Here is a 24,615-nt window from a genome sequence, read left to right as displayed (position 1 = left end):
GACCAATCAGGCCGCGCGCGCCAACCCGCCCTTCGCATCCGCCGTGGTCGACAGATCGAACACATCCACCGCCTCGATCAACCGGTTCGCCTGCTGTTCCAGGCTGCGTGCCGCGGCGCTGGCTTCCTCCACCAGCGCAGCGTTCTGCTGGGTGGTGCCGTCCATCTGGATCACGGTCTGGCTGACCTGCTCGATGCCCGCGCTCTGTTCCTGCGAGGCGGCGGAAATCTCGACCATGATGTCGGTCACGCGCTGCACCGAGGCCACGATCTCGGCCATGGTGTCGCCTGCCTCGCGCACGCGCTGTGCGCCATGGCCAACCTGTTCCACCGAGGCTTCGATCAGTGACTTGATCTCCTTCGCGGCCGCCGCCGAGCGCTGCGCCAGCGTGCGCACTTCGCTGGCGACCACCGCGAAGCCACGGCCCTGCTCGCCGGCACGCGCGGCTTCCACCGCAGCGTTCAATGCCAGGATGTTGGTCTGGAAGGCGATGCCATCGATCACGCTGATGATCTCGGCGATCTGCCGTGACGAGGTTTCGATCGCGCCCATCGTCGCCACCACCTGGCCGACCACGCTGCCGCCCTGCGAGGCGACCGCGTGCGCGCCGATCGCGAGCTGGTTGGCCTGGCGCGCGTGTTCGGCGTTCTGGCGCACGGTGGAGGTCAGTTCCTCCATCGATGCTGCCGTCTCTTCCAGGTTGGCGGCCTGCTGTTCGGTGCGGCGCGACAGATCATTGTTGCCGGCGGCGATCTCCGCGGCGGCGGTGTGGATGTTGCCGGAGGCGTGCTTGATGTCGGTGACGATGGTCGCCAGCTGCGCGGCGGTGGTGTTGGCGTCGCCGGCGATGCGCGCGAACACGCCCTGGAAATCACCGTGCATGCGCGCGCCGAGGCGGCCGTCGGCAATCGCGCGCAGCATGCTGGAAACCTCGCCCAGGTTCAGCTCGGTGGCCTGCATCAGGCGGTTCAGGCCGTCGACCATCACGCGGAAGTCATGCTCGAAGCGCGCGCTGTCGCCACGCTGGCTGAAGTCGCCGGCGGCGGCGGCTTCGGCCAGGCGGCGGATCTCGCCGTTGATCATGCCGAGATTGGCCTTGGCGGTATCCAACGCGTTGGTGATCACGGCCTTTTCGCCGGGCAGGCGTTCCATGTCCTGGCTGAGGTCGCCGACGGCGTAGCGGCCCATGATCGCAATCGCGCGCATCTTCACCTGGATGTGCGCATCCACCAGCGTGTTGCTGTCGGCCACCATGGTGCCGAAGGCGCCGGGGAAGGCGCTGGCGTCCATGCGGTGGCTGATGGTGCCGGCCTCATGCGCCTGCGCCATCGTGGCCTGTGCATCCAGCACGCCGCGCAGCGTGGACTGCACCGCCTGCATGGCCTGCGCGAGGCGGCCGATCTCGTCGCGGCTGCGCACCTGCACCACGTGTTGCAGGTCGCCGGCAGCCACTGCACGTGCAGCGGCTTCCACCGCCAGTACCGGCTGCACCACGGCGCGCCGCAGCCACCACGCCAGGCCCATCAGCAACAGCACGGCGGCCAGCACGGTCAACGCCGCGCACACCAACAACGTCTGCCGCGCCTGCTGGGAACGCGCGGCCACCGCCGCTTCTGCCACCTGTGTGGCGTGCGCGCTCAACGTATCCAGTGCGCTCGCCACCGGGCGATCCTTGCCGTGCACGAGGTTGTCGCCGGCAGCGGGATCGTAGCCGGCCTCCGCAAATGCCTGCAGGGCGGCGTGATAGTCCTTCTGCAGCTGCGCATGCAGGCCGATGAAGGCCTGTGCCAGATCACGCGTGCGCGCGTCCGGGCTGGTCACCAGGCCCTTGGCCAGCTGCTCGACCAGTCGGCCCTCGCTGTCGAAGGCATCCAGATGGCGCTGGCGCAGCGCATCGTCGCGGCCGCGCAGCAATACGTTCTTCCATTCCTGCACCTGGCCGCGGAACTCGCGTTGCAGGCGTTCTGCATCGCGGCTGTGCGCGACTTCGGGTGGAACCTCGGTGGACAGTTTCAACCAGGCGGAGGCCAGGCCGGCGAGGGCGCACAACAGGACCACGGCCAAGCCAACGGAGACCGCACCAAGCAGCTTGGACTGCAGGCGCGGTGCACGGACAGACGCATTCATGTGGAAGGACTCTCGGGAAGGGGCGATTCGGTATCGACCCGTGTGGGCCCCTCTGAAGTGCGACGTGTATCACATTACCGTTTCGTTTAGCGATGTGAAGGAAGTGTTTCATAGGACAGATGTGTCCATATGGAACGAAAGCAGACCCTCGACAGGCGATTTAAATGTAACTATTCTTGTTACATGAAATCCGCGAACCCGCTCTCCGATGCGCTGCACGTGATGGCCCATCTGGTCGGCCAGCCGGGCCCGCGCACCTCCGAACAGCTGGCCGCGTGCCTGCCGACCCATCCGGTGGTGATCCGTCGCCTGCTGGCACAGCTGCACAAGGCCGGCTTGGTGCGCAGCACCCGTGGCCACGGCGGTGGCAGCCTGCTGGCACGCGATCCCGCAACGATCACCCTGCATGACATCTATCTGGCCGTGGGCGCACCACCGCTGGTGCAGGTCGGCGCCCGCGATTCCGGCGGCGGCTGCCCTATCCAGCAGCTGGTCAACAGCGCCCTGCTCGAAGGGGCGCGCGAAGCACAGCGCCTTCTCGAACAGCGGCTGCAGGCGACCACGCTGGACCAGCTCGGCGCCGACTTCGCCCGCCATCTCGCCCATCACCGTTCCCTGGAAGGTCACCATGAATCCTGATGTGCTCATCGTTGGCGGCAGCTATGCCGGCATTGCCGCCGGCCTGATCCTCGCCCGCGCCCGCCGCCCGGTCACGGTCATCGACGCCGGATTGCCGCGCAACCGCTTCGCCGGCCATTCGCACGGCGTGCTGGGGCTGGATGGCATCAGCGGCGCCGAGCTGCTGAAGATCGCGCGACAGCAGCTGCTGGACTACCCCAGCGTACGCTGGCTGCACGCCGAGGCCGTGCAGGCATCCGCCACCGCCGCGGGCGTCGAAGTGCACACCGCTGATGGCCAGGTGCTGGCTGCTCGCAAGCTGCTGTTGGCCAGTGGTATCACCGACCAGCTACCGGAACTGCCGGGGCTGGCCGAGCGCTGGGGCAGCACCGTGCTGCATTGTCCCTACTGCCATGGCTACGAAGTGGGTGGTGGCGCAATCGGTCTGCTTGGTGGGCACCCGATGTCCGCCAGCAAGGCGCCGCTGTTCGCCGATTGGGGAAATGTCACCTTCTTCAGCCAGGGCCTGCCGATCACCGATGAGGAGCGGGCCGCCATGCAGCAGCGCGGCGTGCAGATCGAGACCGCGCCGGTGGTGGGCGTGCAGGGCGACCAGCCGACCTGGCTGGAAGTGGAGTTGGCTGATGGCCGCCGCATCGCGCAACGCGCGCTGTTCGTGCCGGCCACGCAGACGATGGCGACGCCGCTGGTGCAGCAGCTGGGCTGCACCCTGGTGGAAAGCCCGCTGGGCGTGCTGATCGAGGTCGATGCGATGAAGCAGACCTCGCTGCCGAACGTGTACGCCGCCGGCGATGCAACCACAGTTGGCAACATCACCCTGGCTGCTGCCGAGGGCGTGCGTGCGGGCATCGGCGTGCACCACGCACTGGTGACTGAGGACAGCGTGGCGCGCTGAACGTGTTCCGGTGGGTGCCGGCCTTGGCCGGCACCGTTCCATTACCCTTTCACGCACAGCACCTGCCGCAGTGTGTGCACCACGTCCACCAGGTCCAGCTGGGCGGCCATGACATCATCGATCGACTTGTACGCCGCCGGTGACTCGTCCAGCACGCCGCTGTCCTTGCGGCACTCAACGTGTGCGGTGGCCTCGCGGTGCTGGGCCAGCGTGATCTGCTGGCGCGCCGTGCCACGGCTCATCGCCCGGCCGGCACCGTGGCTGCAGCTGTGGAAGCTGTCCGCGCTGCCCTTGCCGCGCACGATGTAGCTGCGCGTGCCCATGCTGCCGGGAATGATGCCCAGTTCGCCCTCGCGCGCGCTGACGGCGCCCTTGCGTGTCACCAGCAGCTCCTGGCCGTGATGCGTTTCCTTCTGCACGTAGTTGTGGTGGCAGTTCACCGCCATCGCCGCCAGCTGGAACTTCGGCAAGCGGTGGCGCATCTCGGCCAGCACGCGCGACATCATCGCCTCGCGGTTCTGCCGCGCGTAGTCCTGCGCCCACGACACCGCTTCAACGTAGTCATCGAACAGCGGCTCGCCTTCCATGAAGAACGCCAGGTCCTTGTCCGGCAGGTGGAAGCCCAGCACGCGCCGTGCCAGCTCCTCGCGCGCCTTCTCGATGAAGTAGGTGCCGATCAGGTTGCCGGTGCCGCGCGAGCCGCTGTGCAGCATCACCCACACCGTATCCGTCTCGTCCAGGCACAGTTCGATGAAGTGGTTGCCGCCGCCCAGCGTACCCAGCTGGCGGTCCAGCTTATCGGTGCGGATCCTGCGGTGCTTGTCCTTGATCTTCTCCAGGCCGTCGGCCAGCCCGGACTGCACCAACCGGGTGTGGATGCTGTCGGGCATGCGGCGATGCTCGCCGCCGCGCCCGTTGCCGACCGGGATGCTGCGCTCGATGCTGTTGCGCAGTTGCCGCAGGTCATCGGGCAGGTCGTTGGCGCGCAGCGTGGTACGCACCGCCGCCATGCCGCAGCCGATGTCGACGCCGACCGCGGCCGGAATGATCGCGCCACGGGTCGGAATCACCGAGCCCACGGTCGCGCCCTTGCCCAGGTGCACGTCCGGCATCACCGCCACCCACGGCCCGACGAACGGGATCGCGGCGATGTTGCGCAGCTGCTCGTGGGCCTGTGCCTCCAGCGGCACACCGTTGATCCAGCCCTTGATCGGCGTGGTGCCCTCGGCGTGCAGCCATTGATAGTTCTGTTGCGTGTCCATTGTCTTGTTGAATGTCCTTGATGGGCCGGCGGCGCGTCCCTGCGCCGCCGCGACCCCCTACCTGATCGTCACCAGCTGCTTCAGCACGCCCTCCAGGCCGCCGAACACGGTGAGCTTGTCGATCTTCTCGGTGACCTTCTCCAGCGCCTCCAGCTCCTTCAAGCGCATCAGCACCGGGTTGTCCTCGATCAGCTTTGCGGTGTTGAGCTGCGAACGCGTGGCGTTGGCCTCCTCGCGGCGGCGGATCACGCTGGCCTGGGCCTGCTTCTCGGCCAGCACCACGCCGTTGAGGATCTCCTTCATCTCGCCCGGCAGGATCACGTCCTTGATGCCCACACCGAGCAGCCGCACGCCATGGCCCTCGATCGCCGCCTGCACATGGGCAGCGATCTCGCCGTCCAGTGCCGCCTTGTCGCCCAGCAGCTCGTCCAGGCTGCGTGCGGCGATCGCCTGGCGCAGGCCGAACTGCAGCTGCCGATAGATGAACTCATCGGCATTGCTCAGCGTGCGGTGTGCACGCACCGGGTCGACCACCTGCACGGTCGCGGCCAGGTTCACCCGCAGGGTCACCTTGTCGCGGCTGAGCAGTTCCTGGCCGGACACGTCCAGCGAACGCGCACGCAGCTCCACGCGCTCCACCGACACGTTGCCGTTGAAGTTCCAGAACGCATGCAGGCCGGCGTCCAGCGTCTGGCGCAGCGTGCCATCGATGAACAGCAGGCCGACCGACTCGCTCGGCACGGTGCTGATCACCGCGACACGCGGCAGCACGCCCAGCTGGCCCAGGCGCTGCTGCACGTCCAGCGGGATGCGCGGCTCGTCACCCAGCGCCATCACCCGTACCTGGGTGTCGACCGAACCGCGCCAGTACAGACGGCGGCTGCCCGGCGGCAGCACCTCGTCGATGCGGCCGTTGCGCAGCAACAGGCCGACTTCGCCGGCGCCGACGTTGGCCAGTACGAAGTGCGTGTCCAGCTGTGCGTCCAGCGCTTCGATCAGGCTGTCCTGGTCGCTGCCGGTGTAGGCCGCGCCCTTCGATGCGTTGTGGAGGTCCACGTGCGGCCGGCCGCCGAACGGCGACAGGCGGTGCACGCCCGGCAGCAGGATCTGCTGGAAACGACGGTTGCGATACACCAGGCCGCGCTCGCCGTCGCCGATCACGACCTTGATGGTCCAGAACATGGGAGTCTCTCCTTGTATGGCTCTGGTGGTTCGACCCGATGCGGATGAATCGCCATGACCCGGGTCGATCAGGTCGTGGCACAGTCGGCTGCACACCACGTGCAGGCGGCGGAAGAGGGCGGCCACCGGCGGACGGTCCGCGCGCGGAGCCCTCGGTGCACCGGCAGTGCTGCCATCGTCGTTCCCGGCAGGCAGCACCGGTGCGGAACGTGGCTGGCAGTGGCGGCGGGCCGGGGCCCGGCGTTTGGTCCGTTGCCTTCCACGTTCCTGCCCGAAGGCGATGTCCGTGGACGGCGACGATGGCCGCTGGGGCTTGCGCCCCGGGTGTTGCTTCAAGTCATGACGTGACAGGTCATGTGGTTTGGAGTGGGAATCGAACCCACGACAGACGGATTACGGATCCGTTGCTCTGACCAAGCTGAGCTATCCAGTTGGGGATCGCGCGGAATCGAACCGCGTGCCGGCGAACCGGCGCCTGCCTCCAGCAGGCGATCCAGGCGATGGCCTGTCCGCGACCTCCGGCATACGCCACGGCAACGCCGCGCGCACCAGCCCGTGGTTGAAACGGGACCGTTGGTAGTCGAGGGTGCAGGCCACCGGCATTATCGGCGAGCGATAATGTTTGGGTGCGATGCAGATAATGTCCAGGCGTTGCCATGCACGCGGAGAAACTCCTCCGGTGGGGCAGGAAAAACCTGGATCAGTGAGCGGCGGGTTGCCGCGCGGGGTGCAGTTCTGGCATCGCGGGTCCTTGTGCCGACGCAAACGAAAACGCCCCCGGGACTTGCGTTCCGAGGGCGTCGTCAGGCCTCGGAGATCGGGGTGGCCGATCTCCGCAGGGCGGGTATCAGGCCGTTGTCAGCTGGTCTTCCTTGCCGAACGCGCGCGCCAGCACGTCCATGCGCAGGCATGGCAGTAGTTTGGCGGTGGCGACGGAATGCGCGTTCAAGGGAGTTTTCCAGTGGTCGTTGAAACGAGGTGCGCACGATAAACCACGATTTAGTCGCGCGCAACTATTTTGTTCAATTATTTTCTTCGCTGTTGTGCAATGCCGGCCAGCGGCCGGCACTACAACTCAGGCTTCCGCGCTGGCGGCATCCAGCTGCGCGACGTCCTGCACGCTCAACGACAGGTTGGCCGCTGCCAGCAGATCGTGCAGCTGTTCGACGGTGGTGGCGCTGACGATCGGCGCAGTGATCGACGGCCGCGCGATCTGCCACGCCAGCGCGATCTGTGCGGCGCTGGCGCCGTGCTTGCTGGCCACGTCATCCAGCGCCTGCAGGATGCGCAGGCCGCGCGGGTTCAGATAGCGCTTCACTACGTTCTCGCCACGCGCCGGGCTCTTGGCTGCATCGGCCGGCGTGCGGTACTTGCCGCTGAGGAAGCCACTGGCCAGCGCGTAGTAGCCGATCACGCCGATCTGCTCGCGCTGCACCAGCGGTTCCAGTTCCTTTTCGTAGCCGGCGCGGTCATACAGGTTGTACTCCGGCTGCAGGGTTTCGTAACGCGGCAGCTTGTAGTCGGTGGACACCTTCAGCGCATCGGCCAGGCGCGTGGCGCTGTAGTTGGAGGCACCGATCGCACGTACCTTGCCGGCTTCGATCAGGCGGCCGAACGCAGCCAGCGTGGCTTCCAGCGGCGTCGACTCGTCATCCTCGTGGGCCTGGTACAGATCGATCACGTCGGTCTGCAGGCGGCGCAGCGAATCCTCGACCGCCGCAGTAATGTTGTCCGGGGTCAGGCCGGGGCGTTCGGCCCACTTGGCCACCTTGGTCGCCAGCACCACCTTGTCACGCTTGCCGCTGCGCGCGAACCACTTGCCGATCAGTGTTTCCGATTCGCCGCCGGCGTTGCCCGGCACCCAGGCCGAGTACACATCGGCGGTGTCGACCAGATTGAAACCGGCGTCGACGAAGGCATCGAGCAGGGCGAAGCTGGCCTTCTCATCGGCGCTCCAGCCGAACACGTTGCCACCGAAGGCGAGCGGACGTACATGCAGGCCGGAACGGCCCAGTTCGCGGGTTGCCGTCATGGGCACGGACTCCTTGGGGGGAAGTGCTCCAGAATAGAACGCGATGTGTGACCGTGCTGCGGCGACGACCACAAAACAGTGTTCCGCGGCGCGCACGCAGCTAACGTTTTGTGAACACCTGGGACGCTGTGACTGCTAGTCTCGCCGCATCTTCCGCTGGAGTCGTCCCGATGATGCCTGCTTCGTCCCTGCGTGGTTGCCGACTGCTGCTTGCTTCGGCCCTGCTTGCTGCTGTTCCCGCGTTCGCCGCACCGGCCACGGTCGCGCCGGCGAAGATCGAGGTCTCGCCGGCCATCGACGCGGCGGTGAAGGCGCCCACCCGCGATGCCAACAACGTCAAGCGCGATGGCTTCCGTCATCCGGCGCAGACGCTGTCGTTCTTCAGGGTGGCTCCGGAAAAGACCGTCATCGAGATCACCCCCGGCAACGGCTGGTACTCGGAGATCCTGGCGCCGCTGCTGCATGACAGGGGTCATTACGTCGCCGCCGTGGTCGACCCGATGGCCGTGCCCGAAGGCCGCGGCCGTGACTACCAGCAGCGCAGCCGCGACAGCCTGGAAAAGAAGTACGCCGGCGCACCGGCGCAGTTCGGCAAGACTGCCGTGGTCGTCTACGATCCGGCCAAGCCGGTGTTCGGCCCGGCCAATTCAGCCGACGTGGTGCTGACCTTCCGCAACGTGCACAACTGGCGCAAGGCCGGCCAGGCGCAGGGCATGTTCCAGGGCTTCTTCAACGTGCTCAAGCCGGGCGGGGTGCTGGGCGTGGTCGAGCATCGCGCCAAGACCGATGTGGCCGACGACGATGACACCGGCTATGTCGGCCAGCAGCAGGTGATCGCGATGGCCGAAGCCGCCGGCTTCAAGCTGGATGCGCGCAGCGAGGTCAATGCCAACCCGCGCGACACCAAGGACCACCCGAACGGCGTGTGGACGCTGCCGCCGACCAACCAGCACGACAAGGCCGACGACGCGAAGTACCAGGCGATCGGCGAGAGCGATCGCATGACCCTGCGCTTCATCAAGCCGTAAATCGGCAGGGCCGGGCCACGCCCGGCGAGCGCAGCGGCGTGGCAATCGACGTAATGTGCATCCGCCGGGCTTGGCCCGGCGCTACCATCCATGGAGTGGACCGTTGAAGAAAGTGTTCTACATCGCCGTGGCCGTGCTGGTGCTGGCGCGGCTGATTGATTTCGTGTTCTACGGTGGCCATGCCTACGACCTGGTGGCGACGGTGGGGTTTGCCGTGCTGTTCGCCGGTGCGCTGCTGGAGGAACGTGCGCGTGCCATGAATCCGCCACCGGTCCGCCTGCGGCGCCGGGCCAATGTCATCGCGGCGTGCGGCATCGCACTGGTGTTGGGTTCGTTCCTGCTGGAGTGGAAGGTCTTCGGCTGATCCCGCCGCAGCCTCGGCCAAAGCGGTGCCCGGCGAGCGAGCAGCGCGGCGTGGGACAATGCGCCATCTGCCGCCCGCCGTGCCCGCAATGCTGATTGCCTTCAACAAGCCCTTCAACGTGCTCTGCCAGTTCACCGACCGCAGCGTGCCGCCGCGGCCGACCCTGGCCGGGTTTGGCCTGCCGCCGCGCGTGTATGCCGCCGGCCGCCTGGACCATGACAGCGAGGGCCTGCTGCTGCTGACCGACAACGGTACGCTGGCGCACAAGCTGACCGACCCCAGACACAAGGCCGACAAGACCTACTGGGTGCAGGTGGAAGGCACGCCCAGCGACGAGCAGCTGCAGCGGCTGCGCGACGGCGTTGAGCTGAACGACGGGCCGACCCTGCCGGCGAAGATCGAGCGCCTCGATCCGGCGCCGTCGCTGTGGACGCGCGATCCGCCGGTACGTTTCCGCAAGACCGTGCCTGACAGCTGGTTGGCGATCACGATCCGCGAGGGCCGCAACCGCCAGGTGCGGCGGATGACCGCGGCGGTGAACCTGCCGACGCTGCGGCTGGTCCGCGTGTCGATGGGACCCTACCGGCTGGACGACCTGCAGCCGGGCCAGTGGCGGCAGATCGGTTGAAATGAAAAGGCCGGAGCCCTTCCTGCGGAAGGACCCCGGCCCTGGCAGCGGCCGACGATCTCAGGCGTCGCTGCCGATATCGCTGTGCTCATCCACCACGGTGTCGTTGCGGCGGTCACGCGCATTGATGCGCTGCGCCTGCCCATTCACCACGTGGCCATTGGCGGCCTTCTTCTTCTGCTGCTTGCGGTACAGCGCATAGCCGAGCAGGCCCACACCGACCGCAGCTGCGGCCACGGCTACTGCCGGATTGCGGCGCACGAACTTGGTCGCGGCCTTGCCGCCGGTCTTCACTGCGCCGATGGCGGCGCCGGTCTTGATCCAGTCCGCATTGCGCAGGCTGCCACCGGCGCTCTTCAGGCCATCGCCGGCGGTGTGGGCCAGCTCCAGGGCGCGCTCCAGAGCGCGGTCGGTGATTACGGTCAGCTTGCTCATGCGGGGGGTCCTTTGCCTCGGGTCGAAGTCCAGTGTCGCGTGTTGCCCGTAAACGGTATGTCAGTCGGGGTGACACGTGGTGTGACTCTACCGCAGCCATTCAGGATCAGGCAGGGTGGGGTCGGATCCCTTTCCGTTGGGAAAGGGCTCTGACCCCGCCCCCTCAGGTTCCGCGCGGCTTGGCCCGATGCGTGGCCGTGGCCGTCCACGGGTCATCCGGCCACGGATGGCGCGGGTAGCGGCCCTTCATCTCCTTTTTCACTTCGGCGTAGGTGTTTTCCCAGAAGTTGCGCAGGTCCTGGGTGACCTGCAGCGGCCGGCCACCGGGCGACAGCAGGTGCAGGGTCAGCGGCACGCGCCCATCGGCGATGCGCGGCGTATCAGCCAGGCCGAACAGTTCCTGCAGCTTCACCGCCAGCACCGGCGGCAACGGCTCGCCACTTTCGCTGTCCAACGCGTAGGTGATCGGCCGTTCCAAGCCTGAAGGTACGGTGATGCGGGTCGGCGCATGGCGCTCGACCAGCTGCCGCTGCGACCACTCCAGCGGCGACTTCAGCGCCTCGCCGAAGCTGGACTCGTCCAGCGCATCCAGACGGCTCTTGCCGGTGAACGCGGGCTGCAGCCACTGCGCACGGTTGGCCAGCAGGGCCGCGTCGCTGCAGTCGGGCAGATCCAACTCCGGCATCCAGCGCCGCAGTGATTCCACCCGTGCCTGCCACTGGCGCAGGCCTTCGGTCCATGGCAGCGCCTGCAGGCCGAGCTCGGCCACCGCGTCAGTCAGCGCCTGCGCGGCGTGCTGCGGATCGACCCGGCCGGCCGAGCGGCTGTCCAGCACGATGCGGTCGAAACGGGTCTCGCGCAGGGCCACCAGGGCGCGGCGCTCGCTGTCCCAGCGGACCACATCTTCGGTGACAAAGCGCTCCGGCCACGCCTTGCGCAGCTGGCCTTCGTCCACCGGTGCGGCACGCAGCAGCAGCGCATCGCGTGCCTCGAAGCGAAGCTCGCTGGCCACCAGCCACGGTTCGCCACGCAGGTCGCTCAGTTCGTGCAGGCGCGCGCTGCGACCATTGGCCAGCAGGTAGCGCAATGGATCGCTGGGATGCTGGAAACCGATCCGGTCGGGGAAGGCATGTGCGAGCAGGTCACCCAGTTCGTGGGCCTCGATGCTGGCGGGCGGCGCGGCATCACAGCGCAGGCGACGTCGCCACTGCTTGGCGGCCGCATCGATGGCGGCCAGACCGCTGCGGTTGGCGTCACCCGGTGCGCGGCCATTGCGGAACGCGGCCAGTGCGCGCCAGCGTGCCGCCAGCGCGTCACCGCCCTGGCGCAATGGGTCGCGCGCCTCCAGCAGGGCGGCCAGATCAGCGGCCAGCGCCTGCGCACGTGCATCGGGCGCCGCCAGCAGCATCGCCGCCATCCGCGGATGCGTGCCCAACGCCAGCACGCGCCGGCCAAGTGCGGTGATCGCACCGCTGCTGGACAGGGCGCCGAGCCGTTGCAGCAGTTCGCGTGCCGCGCCCATCGGACCGGCCGGCGGCGGGTCGAGGAAGCGCAGGTCGCTGCTGCCCCAGGCCGCCAGTTCCAGTGCCAGTCCTGCCAGTTCCACCTGGTCGATCTCGGCGCGACGCTGTGGCTCCAACCGCTGCGACTGCGGCCACAACCGCCAGGCCACGCCCTCGGCCACGCGTCCGGCGCGGCCGGCGCGCTGGTCGGCCGACGCCTGCGCGATGGCCACCACGTCCAGCCGGGTAAAACCGCTGTTGGGGTCGTAGCGCGGTTCGCGTGCCTGGCCACTGTCGATCACCACGCGCACGCCGGGCAGGGTCACCGAGGATTCGGCGACATTGGTGGCCAGCACCACGCGGCGGCGACCATCGCTGGCCACCTGCAGCACGCGCGCCTGCTGCTCCACCGGCAGTTCACCGTGCAGGGCCAGCACTTCGACGTTGCCGTCCAGCGATTCCTGCAGCCCGGCCTGCACGCGCGCGATTTCGCGCTGGCCGGGCAGGAACACCAGCAGGTCACCGGGGTGTTCGGCCAAGGCCTGCTGCACCGCGCGGCGCACCTGCAGTTCCAGCGCCTCATCGCGGCGCGCCGGGAAATGGCTGATCGCGACCGGGTAGCTGCGGCCCTCGCTGCTCAGCCGCGGCGCGTCGAGGAAGCGTGCCAGGCGCTCGCCATCCAGTGTTGCCGACATCACCACCAGACGCAGGTCGTCACGCAGTTGTGCCTGCACGTCGAGCGCCAGTGCCAGGCCGAGATCGCCACTGAGATGGCGCTCGTGGAACTCGTCGAACAGGATCACACCGACCTCTTCCAGCATCGGGTCGTCCTGCAGCATGCGGGTCAGGATGCCTTCGGTGACGACTTCAATGCGTGTGCGCGCCGAGACCTTGTTCTCGAAGCGGATGCGATAGCCGACGGTGCCACCCACCTCTTCACCGAGCTGCCGCGCCATGAACAGCGCGGCGCTGCGCGCGGCCACCCGGCGCGGTTCCAGCAGGATGATCTTCCGGCCCTGCAGCCACGGCGTATCCAGCAGCGCCAGCGGTACCTGGGTGGTCTTGCCGGCGCCGGGCGGGGCTTCCAGCACCAGCCGTGGCTGCGCGGCCAGGTGCTGCTGGATCTGCGGCAGCAGCGGGGAAATCGGGAAGAGCGGGGCGTTCATGTGCAAAGGATAAGGGGCCACGGCGGGCGCAGGTACAATGCGCGGGCACTTTTCCCCCACGATGACCATGCACCTGATCGATATCGGCGCCAACCTGACCCACGATTCCTTCGACCGCGACCGTGACGCCGTGCTGGACCGCGCGCGCCAGGCCGGCGTGGTGCAGATGGTCATCACCGGCGCCAGCCGCGAGCACTCACCGTTGGCGGTGCAGCTGGCGCAGCAGCATCCGGGCTTCCTGTATGCCACCGCCGGCGTGCACCCGCACCATGCGGTGGAATACACCGAGGAATGCGATGCCGAAATGCGCGCGCTGCATGCCCACCCGGAAGTAGTGGCGGTGGGGGAGTGCGGGCTGGACTACTTCCGCGATTTCTCGCCGCGCCCGGCCCAGCACCGCGCGTTCGAGCGCCAGCTGCAGCTGGCCGCGGACAATGGCAAGCCGTTGTTCCTGCACCAGCGCGATGCTCATGCCGATTTCATGGCACAGATGAAGAACTTCGAAGGCCGCATCGGCCCGGCGGTGGTGCATTGCTTCACCGGCGAACGCGACGAACTGTTCGACTACCTGGACCAGGACTGGTACATCGGCATCACCGGCTGGCTGTGTGACGAGCGCCGTGGTGCGCACCTGCGCGAACTGGTGAAGAACATCCCGGCCAACCGCCTGATGATCGAGACCGATGCACCGTACCTGCTGCCGCGCACGCTGAAGCCGATGCCGAAGGATCGCCGCAACGAGCCAATGTTCCTCTCGCACATCGTGGAAGAGCTGGCGCGCGACCGTGGCGAGGACGTTGCGGTGACGGCGGCCAATGCCACGGCGGCCACGCGCACTTTCTTCCGGCTGCCCGACGCGGGTTGATCCGTAGAGCCGAGCCCATGCTCGGCTTATCGCGCGCAGCGCGAAAGACGCAAAGAGCAGCCGAGCATGGGCTCGGCTCTACAAAGCGCTGTCCGGTAGCGCCGGGCCATGCCCGGCGAGCGAAGCGGCCAGCGCCTGCAGTCCTTCCCGATACGTCGGAAACCGCGGTGCCCACCCCAGCGCCACACGCGTGCCACGACTGTCGATGCGCTTGTTGCTCTGGTAGAAGCGCTGCAGCGTCGGGCTCAGCGCTGGATCGTCCCAGGCCACGGCCGGCGGCATCGCAAGCCCGCCCAGCTGCGCGGCGAAGGCCAGCACATCCTGTGGTGGTGCCGGTTCGTCGTCGGCCGGCAGGTATAGCCCCTCCACGCACGGCCGCTGCATCGACGCGATAACGACCGTTGCCAGGTCATCCACGTGCAGCCGGTTGAACACCAGCCCAGGGCGCACTACGTGGCGGGCGCGTGCCTGCGCCAGCTGCAGCAGCACATTGCGCCCCGGCCCGTACAGGCCAGGCAGGCGGAACACCGCCGAGGCGATGCCGCGTTGTCCGGCCAGTGCACGCCACTGGGCTTCCGCGAGCAGGCGCTGCACACCGACGGCCCCGGTGGCATCTGCGTCGCTGGTTTCGTCGATCCAACCGCCAGCGCGGTCGGCATACACCGAGGTGGACGACAGATAACCGACCCAGCGCAGTGCCGGGCTGGCCAACAGCGCGGGCAGCAGCAGGCGCAAGGCAGGATCGCCCTCGGCATCGGGCGGCACGCTGCACAGCACGGCCTCGGCGTGTGCGATCTCCTCGAGCAGGGCCGGCGAAGGCGAGGCGTCAGCCTGCAACCGGTGCCGACGCAGGCCATCGCCGGGGGGCGCTGCCGGATCGCGTACTGTTCCCGCAACCTGCACGCCGCGCGCCCGCAGCTGCGCGGCCAACACGCGGCCACTCCAGCCCAGGCCGAGGATCAGCACCCGCGCCGGCAGCGCGCCCGCCTGCAGTGCGAGGCTCACGCGCCACGCTGGGCCTGGTAGGCCTGCAGGCTGCTGTAGGCGACCTGCAGCAACAGGCCTTCCTGGTCGGCCTTGCGCGCACGCGCCAGCATGTCGCCGACGATCTGTTCGGCCTCGACCTGCTGGCCAGCCTCCAGGTCCCGCAGCATCGATGCCTTCAATGCAGAGCCGGCCTGGGTGAGGGTGCCGCGCGCGGTGTCCTGCGCGGCATCGGGAATCGGCTCACCGGCAGCTTCGGCCACGGCCAGGCACTCGTCGTACAGGCCGCGCACGATGGCCTGGCCATCATCGGTGGCGACGATGGTGCCGATGTCCGCGCGCAGCAGGCAGGTGGCGGCGGCCAGCGCGGTCAGGAAGGTGTACTTGATCCATTGCTCCTGGCCGATGCGCTCGCTGGCCAGGTGATCAAGATTGGCCTGTGCGCAGGCGGCAGCGAAGGCGCGCACGCGTGCGGAGATCGCTCCGCCGTCGCGCTCGCCGAAGGTGAGCTTGGCCGGCTTGCCCAGATGCAGCACCGCGCCATCGGGCGCCTTGGTGGCGCTGATGAAGCACAGGCCGCCCAGCACCGCCTCGCGGCCGAAGCGCAGGTCCAGCGCATTGTAGTGATGCAGGCCATTGAGGATGGGCAGCACGGTGGTGTTCGCGCCCACGGCTGGAGCAATGGCGTCGATCGAGCTGTCCAGGTCGTAGGCCTTGCAGCTGAGAATGACCAGATCGAAAGGCTTCTGCGCGGCCAATGTGGGCAGCGCATCGGCGGTCACGTGCTGCACCGGGAAGCGGGCATCGCCGATCGGGCTGCGGATGACCAGGCCATCGCGGTCCAGCTGTGCGGCGCGCGCGGGGCGTACGAGGAAGGTCACGTCCACGCCGGCCTGGGCCAGGCGACCACCGAAGTAACCGCCGGTACCGCCGGCGCCAAGGATCAGGATGCGCATTGCAGGTTCACCGTGTTCTGGGGGAATCATGGGTCCGATTGTGCCGGAGAATGTGGCCAACGGCGGTGCCCCCGTGGTGGTTCGCGGAAAGCACTGTTCATCGGGGTTGGCCGGGCGCGGCCACCACGGGAAGCAGATCAAGAGCGGAAGCGGGTCGTTCGCTGCGCTCGCTCGTGTAGAGCGGTGCTCAGGGCAGCTGTTCGCTGAAGTCCTCGGTGTATCCCAATAGAAGCGTGGTTCGGGTGGCCAGCGTTGCAGCCAGTTGTGACCAGATGTCGTGCGTTCCGGCAGCGTAGACACGCTGCAGGTCAGCGACCAACGCGTTTGCCTCTGCTGGCGGTGGCGCGCGGTTACGCTGGAAGCCAAGCCACGATGCGCCGAGTCCGAACAGGCGGTAGTCGTACCGCTCCTGCAGGTGCCGTATCAGGGCGTGGTTCTGGAAGATGTCCCAGTCCGCGCTGAAGTAGCCGTTGGGCAGGACGGCGATCAGCAGGTCATCGCGGTCCACCGGCACCTGCTGTACGCAGACCGCTTCGTCGACGATGAGGTCGGGTGCGGCATTGGCCGTGACCAGCGTCTCGATGTCTGCGTCATTGCACAGCAAGGTACCCGGCAGGGTGGTCCATTCCAGCCGATGGAAGGAGTGCTCCAGCTGCGCGATGACATGCGCCAGCAACCGCTCGCGTGCCGCCAACGCATCTTCGGGGGTCGCCGGGTCTTCGTCCTCGTACAGTGCGATGCGCGCGTCGTCGGACGCGTGCATGCTGGTGTAACGGCACTGACCGACATCGTCGAGCGTGCACAGATAGCGATGGCGGGGATTGGCCACGTGCAGCGACGCCAGGCAATCCAGTACCTCATCCAGGGTGGGCGAATCGCCCAGCACCACATGGCTGAAGGCATCGATGGGGCCGTCCGACACGGCCTTGTCCAACGGAATGGAAGTGATCTTCATCGCCACAGCCTAGCCGCAATCCCAGACGAAAAGCGCCGAGCATCGGCTTGGAACGCTTCATCCACGCATGGCGTGGATCCATCGTGTCGACCAAGGTCGACACCTACCCACAGCAGCGGCAATCCGTCCAAGGCGGGGTGGGTCCGATTGCGGGGGTGTCCGCGGCATGGATGCCGCGGCCAAGCCCCCAGGGATGGGTTTACGGCGTCCCCCGCAACCGGACCCACCCCGCCAACCCACGGAATGCCAGCTTTTGATGTTGCCGTAGAAGTTGACGTTGATTCGGCGGGTGCAGGGCCGCAGGCCCTGCACGCAAAACTCAGCTGCGCATGCCCACGCCGCGACGCAGCAGCCACAGCGCCAGCGCCGTCAGCACCACCACGAAACCGATCATCAGGCCGTAAGCCACCGGCAGCGGCACATCGCTGCTGCCCAGCAGGCCATAGCGGAACGCATTGACCATGTAGAAGATCGGGTTCGCATGCGTGGCCGCTTCGGCCCAGCCCGGCAGCAGCTTCACCGAATAGAACACGCCACCCAGGTAGGTCAGCGGGGTCAGGATGAAGGTCGGCACGATCGCCACGTCGTCGAACTTCTTCGCATACACCGCATTGATGAAACCGGCCAGCGAGAAGATCGTCGCGCCCAGGATCACCGTGGTCAGCATCACCAGCGGGTGCGGGATGCGCACCGGGGTGAAGAACATCGCGATGATCAGCACGATCACGCCCACCATCAGGCCGCGCAGCACGGCGCCGGCCACGTAGCCCCACAGGATCACCCAGTTCGGCATCGGGCTGACCAGCAGTTCTTCCACGTGGCGACCGAACTTGGCGCCGAAGAACGAGGAGCTGATGTTGCCGTAGCTGTTCTGGATCACGCTCATCATCACCAGGCCCGGCACGATGAACTGCATGTAGGTGTAGCCACCCATGTCACCCACGCGCGACCCGATCAGGTTGCCGAAGATCAGGAAGTACAGGGTCATGGTGATCGCCGGCGGCACCAGGGTCTGGCCCCAGATACGCATGATGCGGGCGACTTCGCGGCGCACGATGGTCATCAGTGCGACGCGGTTGCGCTGGCCGTCGGTCAGCTCGGTGGTGCTCATGCAGGCTTCTCCAGGTTGCCGGTGAGGCGCACGAACAGCTCCTCCAGGCGGTTGCTCTTGGTACGCATCGAACGCACGCGGATGCCGGCCTCGTTGAGCGTGGCGAACACGCGGTTGAGGTCCATTGCGCGTGGCATGTCGATGTCCAGCGTGTGCGGGTCCGGCGCGGTCAGCGTCGCGCCTTCGATCACCGGCAGCTGCGCCGGCAGCTCACCGTCGATGTCCAGCAGGAAGCCTTCCACGTCCAGCTTGGCCAGCAGGGCGCGCATCGGGCCCTGCTCGACGATCTGGCCGTGGTTGATGATCGCCAGGTGCCGGCACAGGTACTCGGCCTCTTCCAGGTAGTGCGTGGTGAGGATGATCGTGGTGCCGGCGGCATTGATCTCCTTCAGCACGCGCCACATGTCGCGGCGGATCTCGATGTCCACGCCGGCGGTCGGTTCGTCCAGGATCAGCAGGCGCGGGCGGGTCATCATCGCGCGGGCGATCATCAGCCGGCGCTTCATGCCGCCGGACAGCGTGCGGCTCATCACCTGGGCCTTTTCCCACAGGTGCGCGCGCTTGAGTTCCTCTTCGGCGCGCTGTTCCGCTTCCTCGCGCGGCACGCCATAGAAGCCGGCGTAGTTCACCAGGATGTCGAAGGGCTTCTCGAACAGGTTGAAGTTGATTTCCTGCGGCACCAGCCCGATCAGGCGCATGGTGGCGCTGCGGTTGCGCACCAGGTCGCTGCCGAACACTTCCACCTGGCCCTCGCTGAGGTTGACCAGGGAGCTGATGATGCCGATCAGGGTCGACTTGCCGGCGCCGTTGGGGCCGAGCAGGGCGAAGAAATCGCCCGGGGCCACTTCCAGGGAAACCCCCTTCAGGGCCTGGGTGCCATTGTCGTAGGTCTTGCGCAGGTCGCGCACGCGCAGGGCGGGCGCCATATCGTTCTGGGATGCCAAGCTCGAAGCCTTCGCGCCCATGGGCTGGCGCTGGAGAGGGGCGGGGAGGGGCTATTATAGAAGACCCCGAGGGCTTGCCCCGGCTACACACTGTCCCGAAAAGTCGTGCCTGTTCAATTCCCCCTCAAGCTGGTCGGCTGCCGCATGCTGGCCCCGACCGTCGGCCACTACCAGTTCGTGCGTGACGATGGACAGCCGCTGGATTTCCAGCCCGGCCAGTTCATCCAGGTCCATTTCAGCTACGCCGACGGCACCGAAACCAAGCGCAGCTACTCGCTGGCGACCATCCACGACCACGCGCTGGGCCCGGGCGAGGCGGTGGATATCGCGGTCAGTTTCGTGCCCGGTGGCGCCGCCACGGCCCTGTTCGAGGCGCTGGAGCAGGGCGGCCAGATCAGTGCGTCCGGTCCCTATGGCCGGTTCTGCCTGAACCCCGGCGACCACAACGCCCGCTACCTGCTGATCGCGACCGGTACCGGCGTTACCCCGTATCGCTCGATGCTGCCGCTGCTGGAAACGGCGATGGCCGAACGGGGCGTGCAGATCGTGCTGCTGCAGGGCGCGCGCAGCCCGGGTGAGCTGCTGTACAGCGAAGACTTCTACAGCTTCGCCGAAAAGCACCCGAACTTCCGTTATGTTCCGTGCCTGTCGCGGGAACTGCCGGCCGATGCTCACCAGGACGTGCAGCATGGCTACGTGCAGCAGGCGTTGGCCGCCTTCACGCCGGACCCGGCCACCGACATCGCCTACCTGTGCGGCAACCCGGACATGGTCGATGCCTGCGCCGAGCTGCTCAAGGCGGCTGGCCTGGGCAACCCGCAGATCCGCCGCGAGAAGTACGTCAGCAGCAAATAAACCCGGGTAGTGCCGGCCGCCGGCCGGCAACCCGATGAACCGGAGGCGGCCACAGGCCGCCCCCGGAACCTGCCTCAGTACGCGATCCAGGCATCCCGCCAGGCAGCGCCGGTGCCAGGACGGTACGCCTCTGCATTGACGTTGCACCACGCGCCTTCCGGGAAGGGACGGCAGGCGTACAGCTTGCCGTCGGTGCCCTTCACCACGGTTTCGCCGGGTTCATAGCTGCCGATACCGGCCGGATACACGAAGTCGTAGTCGTCGCCCGGCGGCGGATCGATCGGGCCCGGCACACGGGTATCGATCTGGAACAGGTTGCCCGGCTTCAGGTAGACGCGGTTCTCGGTGGCCGAGGCGACCGGTGTGATCACGCCGTTCTTCATCACGCCTACGCGCGCCTGCTGTGCACTGGCGTTGACCTTGCGGGCCAGCGCCAGCGGCCACTGGTTCGCAGCGGTCTGACCTGCGGCCAGGGTGATCTCCGGGCGCTCCAGATCGTTGCCCTGGGCGTTGAACACGCGCAGGGTCACGGTGGTGCCCACGTCCAGCGCACCGCGGGCGGTGACCGGGCCGGCATCCTGCCACTGCGGCGGCGGTTCGACGCCACCACCGCCTTCGAAGCGCACGTCCGCGCAGGTATAGAACGCTTCACCGGAATCCGAGCGCTGCCAGGTGTTGTAGATGATGTGCTGGCCGCTGCGCTTGGGTAGCGGGCAATCCAGCTTGTAGACGTCGCCGGAGACCGGCACGTTGCCCACCGTGCAGAATTCCTGCAGGTCGGCCCAGCGCAATGGGCTGTCCGGCTGCCAGCCGTCGCGGGTGACGTAGAACTTCCACTCGCGGGTGGCATGCGGGGCCGGGGCCTTGAACTCGAAGGTGTAACGCCCGCGCGAATCGGCATGGATCGGTGAGGTCGGCCAGTCACTGCGGTTCAGATCGAGGCCGCGGTACTTGCTGTTGCCGCCGCTGCACAACTCGCCATCTGGAACCACCGCTTGATGGTTGCCATTGGCGTTGGCCTGATTGACACCGGCCCAGTCGTAGAACGGCTGGGCGCCACCGATGGCCTTGGCGGCGGCACAGGCCGGGTTGGTCGGATTTTCGGGATTGCCCTGGTAACAGGAATAGACGCGGCTGGAGGGTTTGGACATGGTGCCGTGGGCGAAAGCGCTGCCAGAGGTGGCAATGCCTGCGATCACAGACAGCGCGATGACAGTCCGATGTGACAGATGCATGGAGATCTCCTGTGGGTGGTGAAACCCCGCGAAGTCTCGGCATCCCGCCCGCCCGCATCCATCGGATTACTTTGAAAGAAGCATCGCGTGGTTCCGTATGGGAACGGCTTCACACTCACGCGCTGGCGCGTCTCACGCTTTGCAGGGAACGGCGCTCTGCCACCGTTCCCTGTACCCGGTCTCAGTACGCGATCCAGGCATCGCGCCAGGCGGCACCCACACCCGGCCGGTACGCCTCGGCGTTGACGTTGCACCACGCGCCCTCCGGGAACGGACGGCAGGCATACAGCTTGCCGTCGCTACTCTTCACCACCGTCTGGCCCGGTACATAGCTGCCGATGCCCGCCGGGTACACGTGGTCGAAATCACCGCCCGGCGATGGCGTACCCGGGTCCGGCACCCTGGTATCGAGCTGGAAGCGGTTGCCGTCCTTCAGGTACACGCGATTGTCGGTGGCCGACGCCGACGGCGTGATCACGCCATTGGCAAGCACGCCCACGCGCGCATGTTGTGCACTGCCATTGACCTTGCGCGCCAGCGCCAAGGGCCACTGCGAGGCAGACGTCTGGCCGCTGGCCAAGGTCGTTTCCACACGTTCGACATCGTTGCCGCTGGCGTTGAACACACGCAGTGCCAGTGTGGTACCCACCGGCAACTCACCGCGTGCGGTCACCGGGCCAGCATCCTGCCATTGCGGTGCCGGCGTCGTACCTCCGCCGCCGCCTTCAAAGCGCACGTCCATGCAGGTGTAGAACGCTTCGGTCGAATCCGAGCGCTGCCAGGTGTTGTAGATCACATGCTGGCCGGTGCGCTGCGGCAGCGTGCACTGCAGCTTGTAGGTGCCATCGGCGGAGAGCGGCGTATTGCCCAGGGTGCAGAACTCCTGCAGATCGGCCCAGCCCAGCGGGCTGCCCGGCTGCCAGCCTTCGCGGGTGACGAAGAAGCGCCAGTCACGCGTGGCATGTGGCGCGGTCGCCTTGAACACGAAGGTGAACTTGCCATTGGCATCGGCGTGGATGGGCGTGGTCTGCCAGTCGCTGCGGTTTACATCCAGGCCACGGAAGGTCGGGTTGTTGCCGCTGCACAGCTTGCCGTCGGGCACCACGGCCTGGTGGTTGCCGTTGGCGTTGGCCTGGTTGATGCCGTTCCAGTCGTAGAACGCCTGTGAGCCGCCGATGGCCTTGGCCGCGGCACAGGCCGGGTTGGTCGGGTTCTCGGGATTGCCCTGGAAGCAGGCATAGACGCGGCTGATCGGCGTGGTCATGGTGCCATGGGCAAATGTATCGCCGGCCAGCAGCAGTCCAGCGGCGGCCAGTGAAGTGGCCAGCAACAGCGGTGTGGATCGGAATGACATGGCGCTTCCTTGTGGTCGTCGAAAGAGAGCGGTGGCCGCAGGAGCTGCGCTGCACGGCGGACTTTCGGCGGCACCACGGCGAGTATCGAGTCGCAGCGCAGGGTGCGGAACCATGGAAATGCCGATCCGTGACTGTGGGTGTGAAGCCCTTCCCGCAGGCTTCACGCGGGACTGAACGGATGCGCTGACGATCACGTCTTCGGCGTGGCAACGATCACGTCGTGGAGATCCTGCTACGTCGGCGCCATGCCCACGCGATCCGCCTGGCATGAGAAGCAGCCGTGCGCCGCGTTGTGCAGCTGCACGAAGGCCACGGCAGGATCGGCAAACAGCGCGTCCAGCCGAGCGGAGACGTCCGTGCCCGCGCTGATCTCTGCGGCCAGCATCCATGCAGCCTGGTCATAGGCGCGCAACGAGATCATCCGGCGCTGTACGTACGGCGGTACTTCACCTGGCGGCAGCACGCAGCGGGTGACGCCACGCTGCACGAAGATCGGGCCCGAGGCGTGATAGGGCGAGTGCAGGGGCAGGTGCACATGGGACAACAGCAGCAGCTCGCTGCCACCGGGCGGATCGCTCAGGCTGATCCGGCAGGGGTGTCCTCCTGTTTCGCCGGCCCAGCGACGCTGGATGCCCAGCGCAGCCAGCGCGGTGTCGCTCTTCTCGAACAGGTGCAGGAACGGGCGGTGGTCGATGCCACCGAGGTACCACGCTTGCATGAGCGTCTCCTTGGTTTTCCGCGGATTCTGCGCATACGCCGGCCGCCGTGCTCGCCGTTTTCAGACCCCGCATCGCCATCGGGGCGGGAAGCGCCGGGGGGATCGCACCACAAGGCGCTAAGATGCGCGCGCCGCCCCGGCCGATGAGCGCCGCATGTCCCTGGATTTCCCGACCATTACCGTGCTTGGCTTCCTGCTCTGCATCGGCATTGCCGTGGGGTTCTCATTGTTGCTGGTGGTGCTGCGCGGGCAACCGGTGCTGCGCCTGTGGACCGCCAGCCTGTGGCTGCTGACCCTGGGTGTGACCCTGCTGGCGCTGCGACCCTACCTGCTGTTGGCGCCGGCCATACTGGCCGGGAACGCGGCGATGGCCGGCTGCGCGGTGCTGATGCTGCGCGGCGTGGCGCTGCATCTGGAACAGCCGCTGCCGCTGTGGCGTCCATTGTTGATGGCGGCCGCCTTCATGGCCTGCATCTTCGCCTTCCTGGTGCTGTGGCCGGACCTGGGCGTGCGCCTGCAGGTGTTCAGTGTGTTCACGCTGCTGGTCGATGGCTGGATCGCGTGGTTGCTGCTGCGGCATGCCCCCGTGCAGCAGCGCACCAGCTGCCGCCTGGCGGCGGCGGTGTTCCTGGCCGAGGCGGCCCTGTACGCGGTGCGCCTGTTCCTGCCGGTGGCACCCGATGCCGGCGAGGACATCATGCGCACCGGTACACCGATGTTCGTCACCTACCTTGCCGGCGTGATGCTGGAACTGGCGCGGTGCTTTGCGATGGTGCTGCTGCTGGTCGAACGCATGCTGGTCGATCTGCGGCGTGCGGCGCGCACCGATGGGCTGACCGGGCTGCTCAACCGCAGCGCGGTGCTGGCCGATGGCCAGGCACAGTTGCAGCGGCTGCGTCGGCAGGGCCGGCCACTGGCCCTGTTGCTGGTCGACGTCGATCACTTCAAGCAGATCAACGACCGCTGGGGCCATCTGGCCGGAGACCAGGTACTGCGCCACTTCGCTGCGCTGCTGCAGCACGGTTTGCAGGGCCAGGACACGCTGCTGGGCCGCTACGGTGGCGAGGAGTTCGTGCTGGTGCTGGCCGGCGGCACGCAGGACGAAGCGATGGCGTGGGCTGCGGCGATCCGTACCGCTCTGCAGCAGACGCCGGCGCGGCTGACCACCGGGCCGGTGACGGTCACCGCCAGCATCGGCCTGGCCATGGACGACGGCCACGGCGACCTGTCCACGCTGCTGGCAGCGGCAGACGCGGCGCTGTACCGGGCCAAGGCCGCGGGCCGCGATCGCCTGGCCTGCGCCACGCCGGCGGAGATTTCGCGTCTGCCCATCGCCGACGACGCCGTGCCCGTGTAAGTTGGGTCACATCTTCCGCG

General features: G+C 67.4%; 22 protein-coding genes and 1 tRNA gene. 8 read left to right on the top strand and 15 right to left on the bottom strand.

The annotated features are described in order from the left end of the window. Positions 1-6: 6 nt before the first annotated feature. Positions 7-2,127, bottom strand: coding sequence for a methyl-accepting chemotaxis protein (locus GOC52_RS19845; RefSeq protein ID WP_191850284.1), 2,121 nt, complete (start codon positions 2,125-2,127; stop codon positions 7-9). A 183-nt stretch (positions 2,128-2,310) separates the two neighbouring features. Here GOC52_RS19845 and GOC52_RS19840 point away from each other — a divergent pair, with 183 nt between their 5' ends. Then, positions 2,311-2,766 carry an Rrf2 family transcriptional regulator gene (locus GOC52_RS19840; RefSeq protein ID WP_100447051.1) on the top strand — a complete coding sequence of 152 codons (456 nt, stop codon included), beginning with the start codon at positions 2,311-2,313 and terminating at the stop codon, positions 2,764-2,766. Beyond that, the gene (locus GOC52_RS19835) at positions 2,756-3,661 is read left to right on the top strand and encodes an NAD(P)/FAD-dependent oxidoreductase (RefSeq protein WP_191850282.1); all 906 of its coding nucleotides are present in this window, start codon (positions 2,756-2,758) and stop codon (positions 3,659-3,661) included. The genes GOC52_RS19840 and GOC52_RS19835 overlap by 11 nt, the downstream gene beginning before the upstream one ends. Positions 3,662-3,702: 41 nt before the next feature. Here GOC52_RS19835 and GOC52_RS19830 read toward each other — a convergent pair whose 3' ends face one another. From GOC52_RS19830 to GOC52_RS19815, 4 genes are all read right to left on the bottom strand, one after another. Continuing rightward, complete coding sequence (locus tag GOC52_RS19830) at positions 3,703-4,923, bottom strand: RtcB family protein (RefSeq protein ID WP_125438223.1); 1,221 nt, start codon at positions 4,921-4,923, stop codon at positions 3,703-3,705. Positions 4,924-4,980: 57 nt separating this feature from the next. Then, on the bottom strand, positions 4,981-6,105 hold the full coding sequence (locus tag GOC52_RS19825; protein ID WP_057504412.1) for a slipin family protein: 1,125 nt from the start codon (positions 6,103-6,105) through the stop codon (positions 4,981-4,983). Between the two features lie 357 nt (positions 6,106-6,462). Next, positions 6,463-6,536: transfer RNA gene (locus GOC52_RS19820), tRNA-Thr, on the bottom strand. Between the two features lie 644 nt (positions 6,537-7,180). Continuing rightward, entirely contained in the window at positions 7,181-8,137 is a 957-nt protein-coding gene (locus GOC52_RS19815) for an aldo/keto reductase (RefSeq protein WP_057504411.1), read from the bottom strand. 170 nt (positions 8,138-8,307) lie between these two features. On the opposite strand from GOC52_RS19815, the gene GOC52_RS19810 reads away from it, so the two are divergent. The 3 genes from GOC52_RS19810 to GOC52_RS19800 all read left to right on the top strand — a co-directional run bounded on the left by GOC52_RS19810 (position 8,308) and on the right by GOC52_RS19800 (position 10,157). Further along, positions 8,308-9,165 carry a class I SAM-dependent methyltransferase gene (locus tag GOC52_RS19810; protein ID WP_191850280.1) on the top strand — a complete coding sequence of 286 codons (858 nt, stop codon included), beginning with the start codon at positions 8,308-8,310 and terminating at the stop codon, positions 9,163-9,165. A gap of 112 nt (positions 9,166-9,277) precedes the next feature. Further along, positions 9,278-9,529 carry a hypothetical protein gene (locus GOC52_RS19805; RefSeq protein ID WP_224329425.1) on the top strand — a complete coding sequence of 84 codons (252 nt, stop codon included), beginning with the start codon at positions 9,278-9,280 and terminating at the stop codon, positions 9,527-9,529. Positions 9,530-9,617: 88 nt separating this feature from the next. Further along, positions 9,618-10,157: a pseudouridine synthase gene (locus tag GOC52_RS19800; RefSeq protein WP_026347220.1), complete on the top strand. Its 540-nt coding sequence runs from the start codon at positions 9,618-9,620 to the stop codon at positions 10,155-10,157. Positions 10,158-10,217: 60 nt separating this feature from the next. On the opposite strand, the gene GOC52_RS19795 is transcribed toward GOC52_RS19800, so the two are convergent. After that, a complete protein-coding gene (locus GOC52_RS19795) occupies positions 10,218-10,592 on the bottom strand; it encodes a hypothetical protein (RefSeq protein ID WP_019336760.1) in 375 nt (124 codons plus the stop codon). Between the two features lie 163 nt (positions 10,593-10,755). Further along, positions 10,756-13,260 (bottom strand): ATP-dependent helicase HrpB, encoded by a 2,505-nt coding sequence (gene hrpB, locus GOC52_RS19790; RefSeq protein ID WP_191850278.1) that lies wholly within the window; start codon positions 13,258-13,260, stop codon positions 10,756-10,758. A 67-nt stretch (positions 13,261-13,327) separates the two neighbouring features. On the opposite strand from hrpB, the gene GOC52_RS19785 reads away from it, so the two are divergent. Further along, a complete protein-coding gene (locus GOC52_RS19785) occupies positions 13,328-14,125 on the top strand; it encodes a TatD family hydrolase (RefSeq protein WP_032129204.1) in 798 nt (265 codons plus the stop codon). A 78-nt stretch (positions 14,126-14,203) separates the two neighbouring features. Here the strand turns inward: GOC52_RS19785 and GOC52_RS19780 are convergent, their stop codons facing one another. The 5 genes from GOC52_RS19780 to GOC52_RS19760 all read right to left on the bottom strand — a co-directional run bounded on the left by GOC52_RS19780 (position 14,204) and on the right by GOC52_RS19760 (position 19,096). Continuing rightward, a complete protein-coding gene (locus tag GOC52_RS19780; protein WP_191850276.1) occupies positions 14,204-15,130 on the bottom strand; it encodes an NAD-dependent epimerase/dehydratase family protein in 927 nt (308 codons plus the stop codon). After that, positions 15,127-16,065: a 2-dehydropantoate 2-reductase gene (gene panE / locus GOC52_RS19775; protein ID WP_191850274.1), complete on the bottom strand. Its 939-nt coding sequence runs from the start codon at positions 16,063-16,065 to the stop codon at positions 15,127-15,129. Before panE ends, GOC52_RS19780 begins: the two co-directional genes overlap by 4 nt. 187 nt (positions 16,066-16,252) lie before the next feature. Next, a complete protein-coding gene (locus GOC52_RS19770; protein WP_191850272.1) occupies positions 16,253-17,020 on the bottom strand; it encodes a hypothetical protein in 768 nt (255 codons plus the stop codon). A gap of 319 nt (positions 17,021-17,339) precedes the next feature. Beyond that, a complete protein-coding gene (locus GOC52_RS19765) occupies positions 17,340-18,131 on the bottom strand; it encodes an ABC transporter permease (protein WP_010482250.1) in 792 nt (263 codons plus the stop codon). After that, on the bottom strand, positions 18,128-19,096 hold the full coding sequence (locus tag GOC52_RS19760; protein ID WP_043399492.1) for an ABC transporter ATP-binding protein: 969 nt from the start codon (positions 19,094-19,096) through the stop codon (positions 18,128-18,130). Before GOC52_RS19760 ends, GOC52_RS19765 begins: the two co-directional genes overlap by 4 nt. An 84-nt stretch (positions 19,097-19,180) precedes the next feature. On the opposite strand from GOC52_RS19760, the gene GOC52_RS19755 reads away from it, so the two are divergent. Beyond that, on the top strand, positions 19,181-19,930 hold the full coding sequence (locus GOC52_RS19755) for a ferredoxin--NADP reductase (RefSeq protein ID WP_100064770.1): 750 nt from the start codon (positions 19,181-19,183) through the stop codon (positions 19,928-19,930). Between the two features lie 74 nt (positions 19,931-20,004). On the opposite strand, the gene GOC52_RS19750 is transcribed toward GOC52_RS19755, so the two are convergent. The 3 genes from GOC52_RS19750 to GOC52_RS19740 all read right to left on the bottom strand — a co-directional run bounded on the left by GOC52_RS19750 (position 20,005) and on the right by GOC52_RS19740 (position 23,238). Continuing rightward, a complete protein-coding gene (locus GOC52_RS19750) occupies positions 20,005-21,165 on the bottom strand; it encodes a lytic polysaccharide monooxygenase (protein ID WP_191850270.1) in 1,161 nt (386 codons plus the stop codon). 181 nt (positions 21,166-21,346) lie between these two features. Further along, positions 21,347-22,519: a lytic polysaccharide monooxygenase gene (locus GOC52_RS19745; RefSeq protein WP_191850268.1), complete on the bottom strand. Its 1,173-nt coding sequence runs from the start codon at positions 22,517-22,519 to the stop codon at positions 21,347-21,349. A 233-nt stretch (positions 22,520-22,752) separates the two neighbouring features. Next, complete coding sequence (locus GOC52_RS19740) at positions 22,753-23,238, bottom strand: DUF1203 domain-containing protein (RefSeq protein WP_049412357.1); 486 nt, start codon at positions 23,236-23,238, stop codon at positions 22,753-22,755. A gap of 154 nt (positions 23,239-23,392) precedes the next feature. On the opposite strand from GOC52_RS19740, the gene GOC52_RS19735 reads away from it, so the two are divergent. After that, positions 23,393-24,595, top strand: coding sequence for a GGDEF domain-containing protein (locus tag GOC52_RS19735; RefSeq protein WP_191850266.1), 1,203 nt, complete (start codon positions 23,393-23,395; stop codon positions 24,593-24,595). Positions 24,596-24,615 lie beyond the last annotated feature (20 nt).

This window comes from Stenotrophomonas sp. SXG-1, assembly GCF_014083965.1.
In the GTDB taxonomy this organism is placed as follows: Bacteria; Pseudomonadota; Gammaproteobacteria; order Xanthomonadales; family Xanthomonadaceae; genus Stenotrophomonas; species Stenotrophomonas geniculata.
Note: the sequence above shows the minus strand (reverse complement) of the source record. Positions and strands in the feature narration are given on the sequence as shown.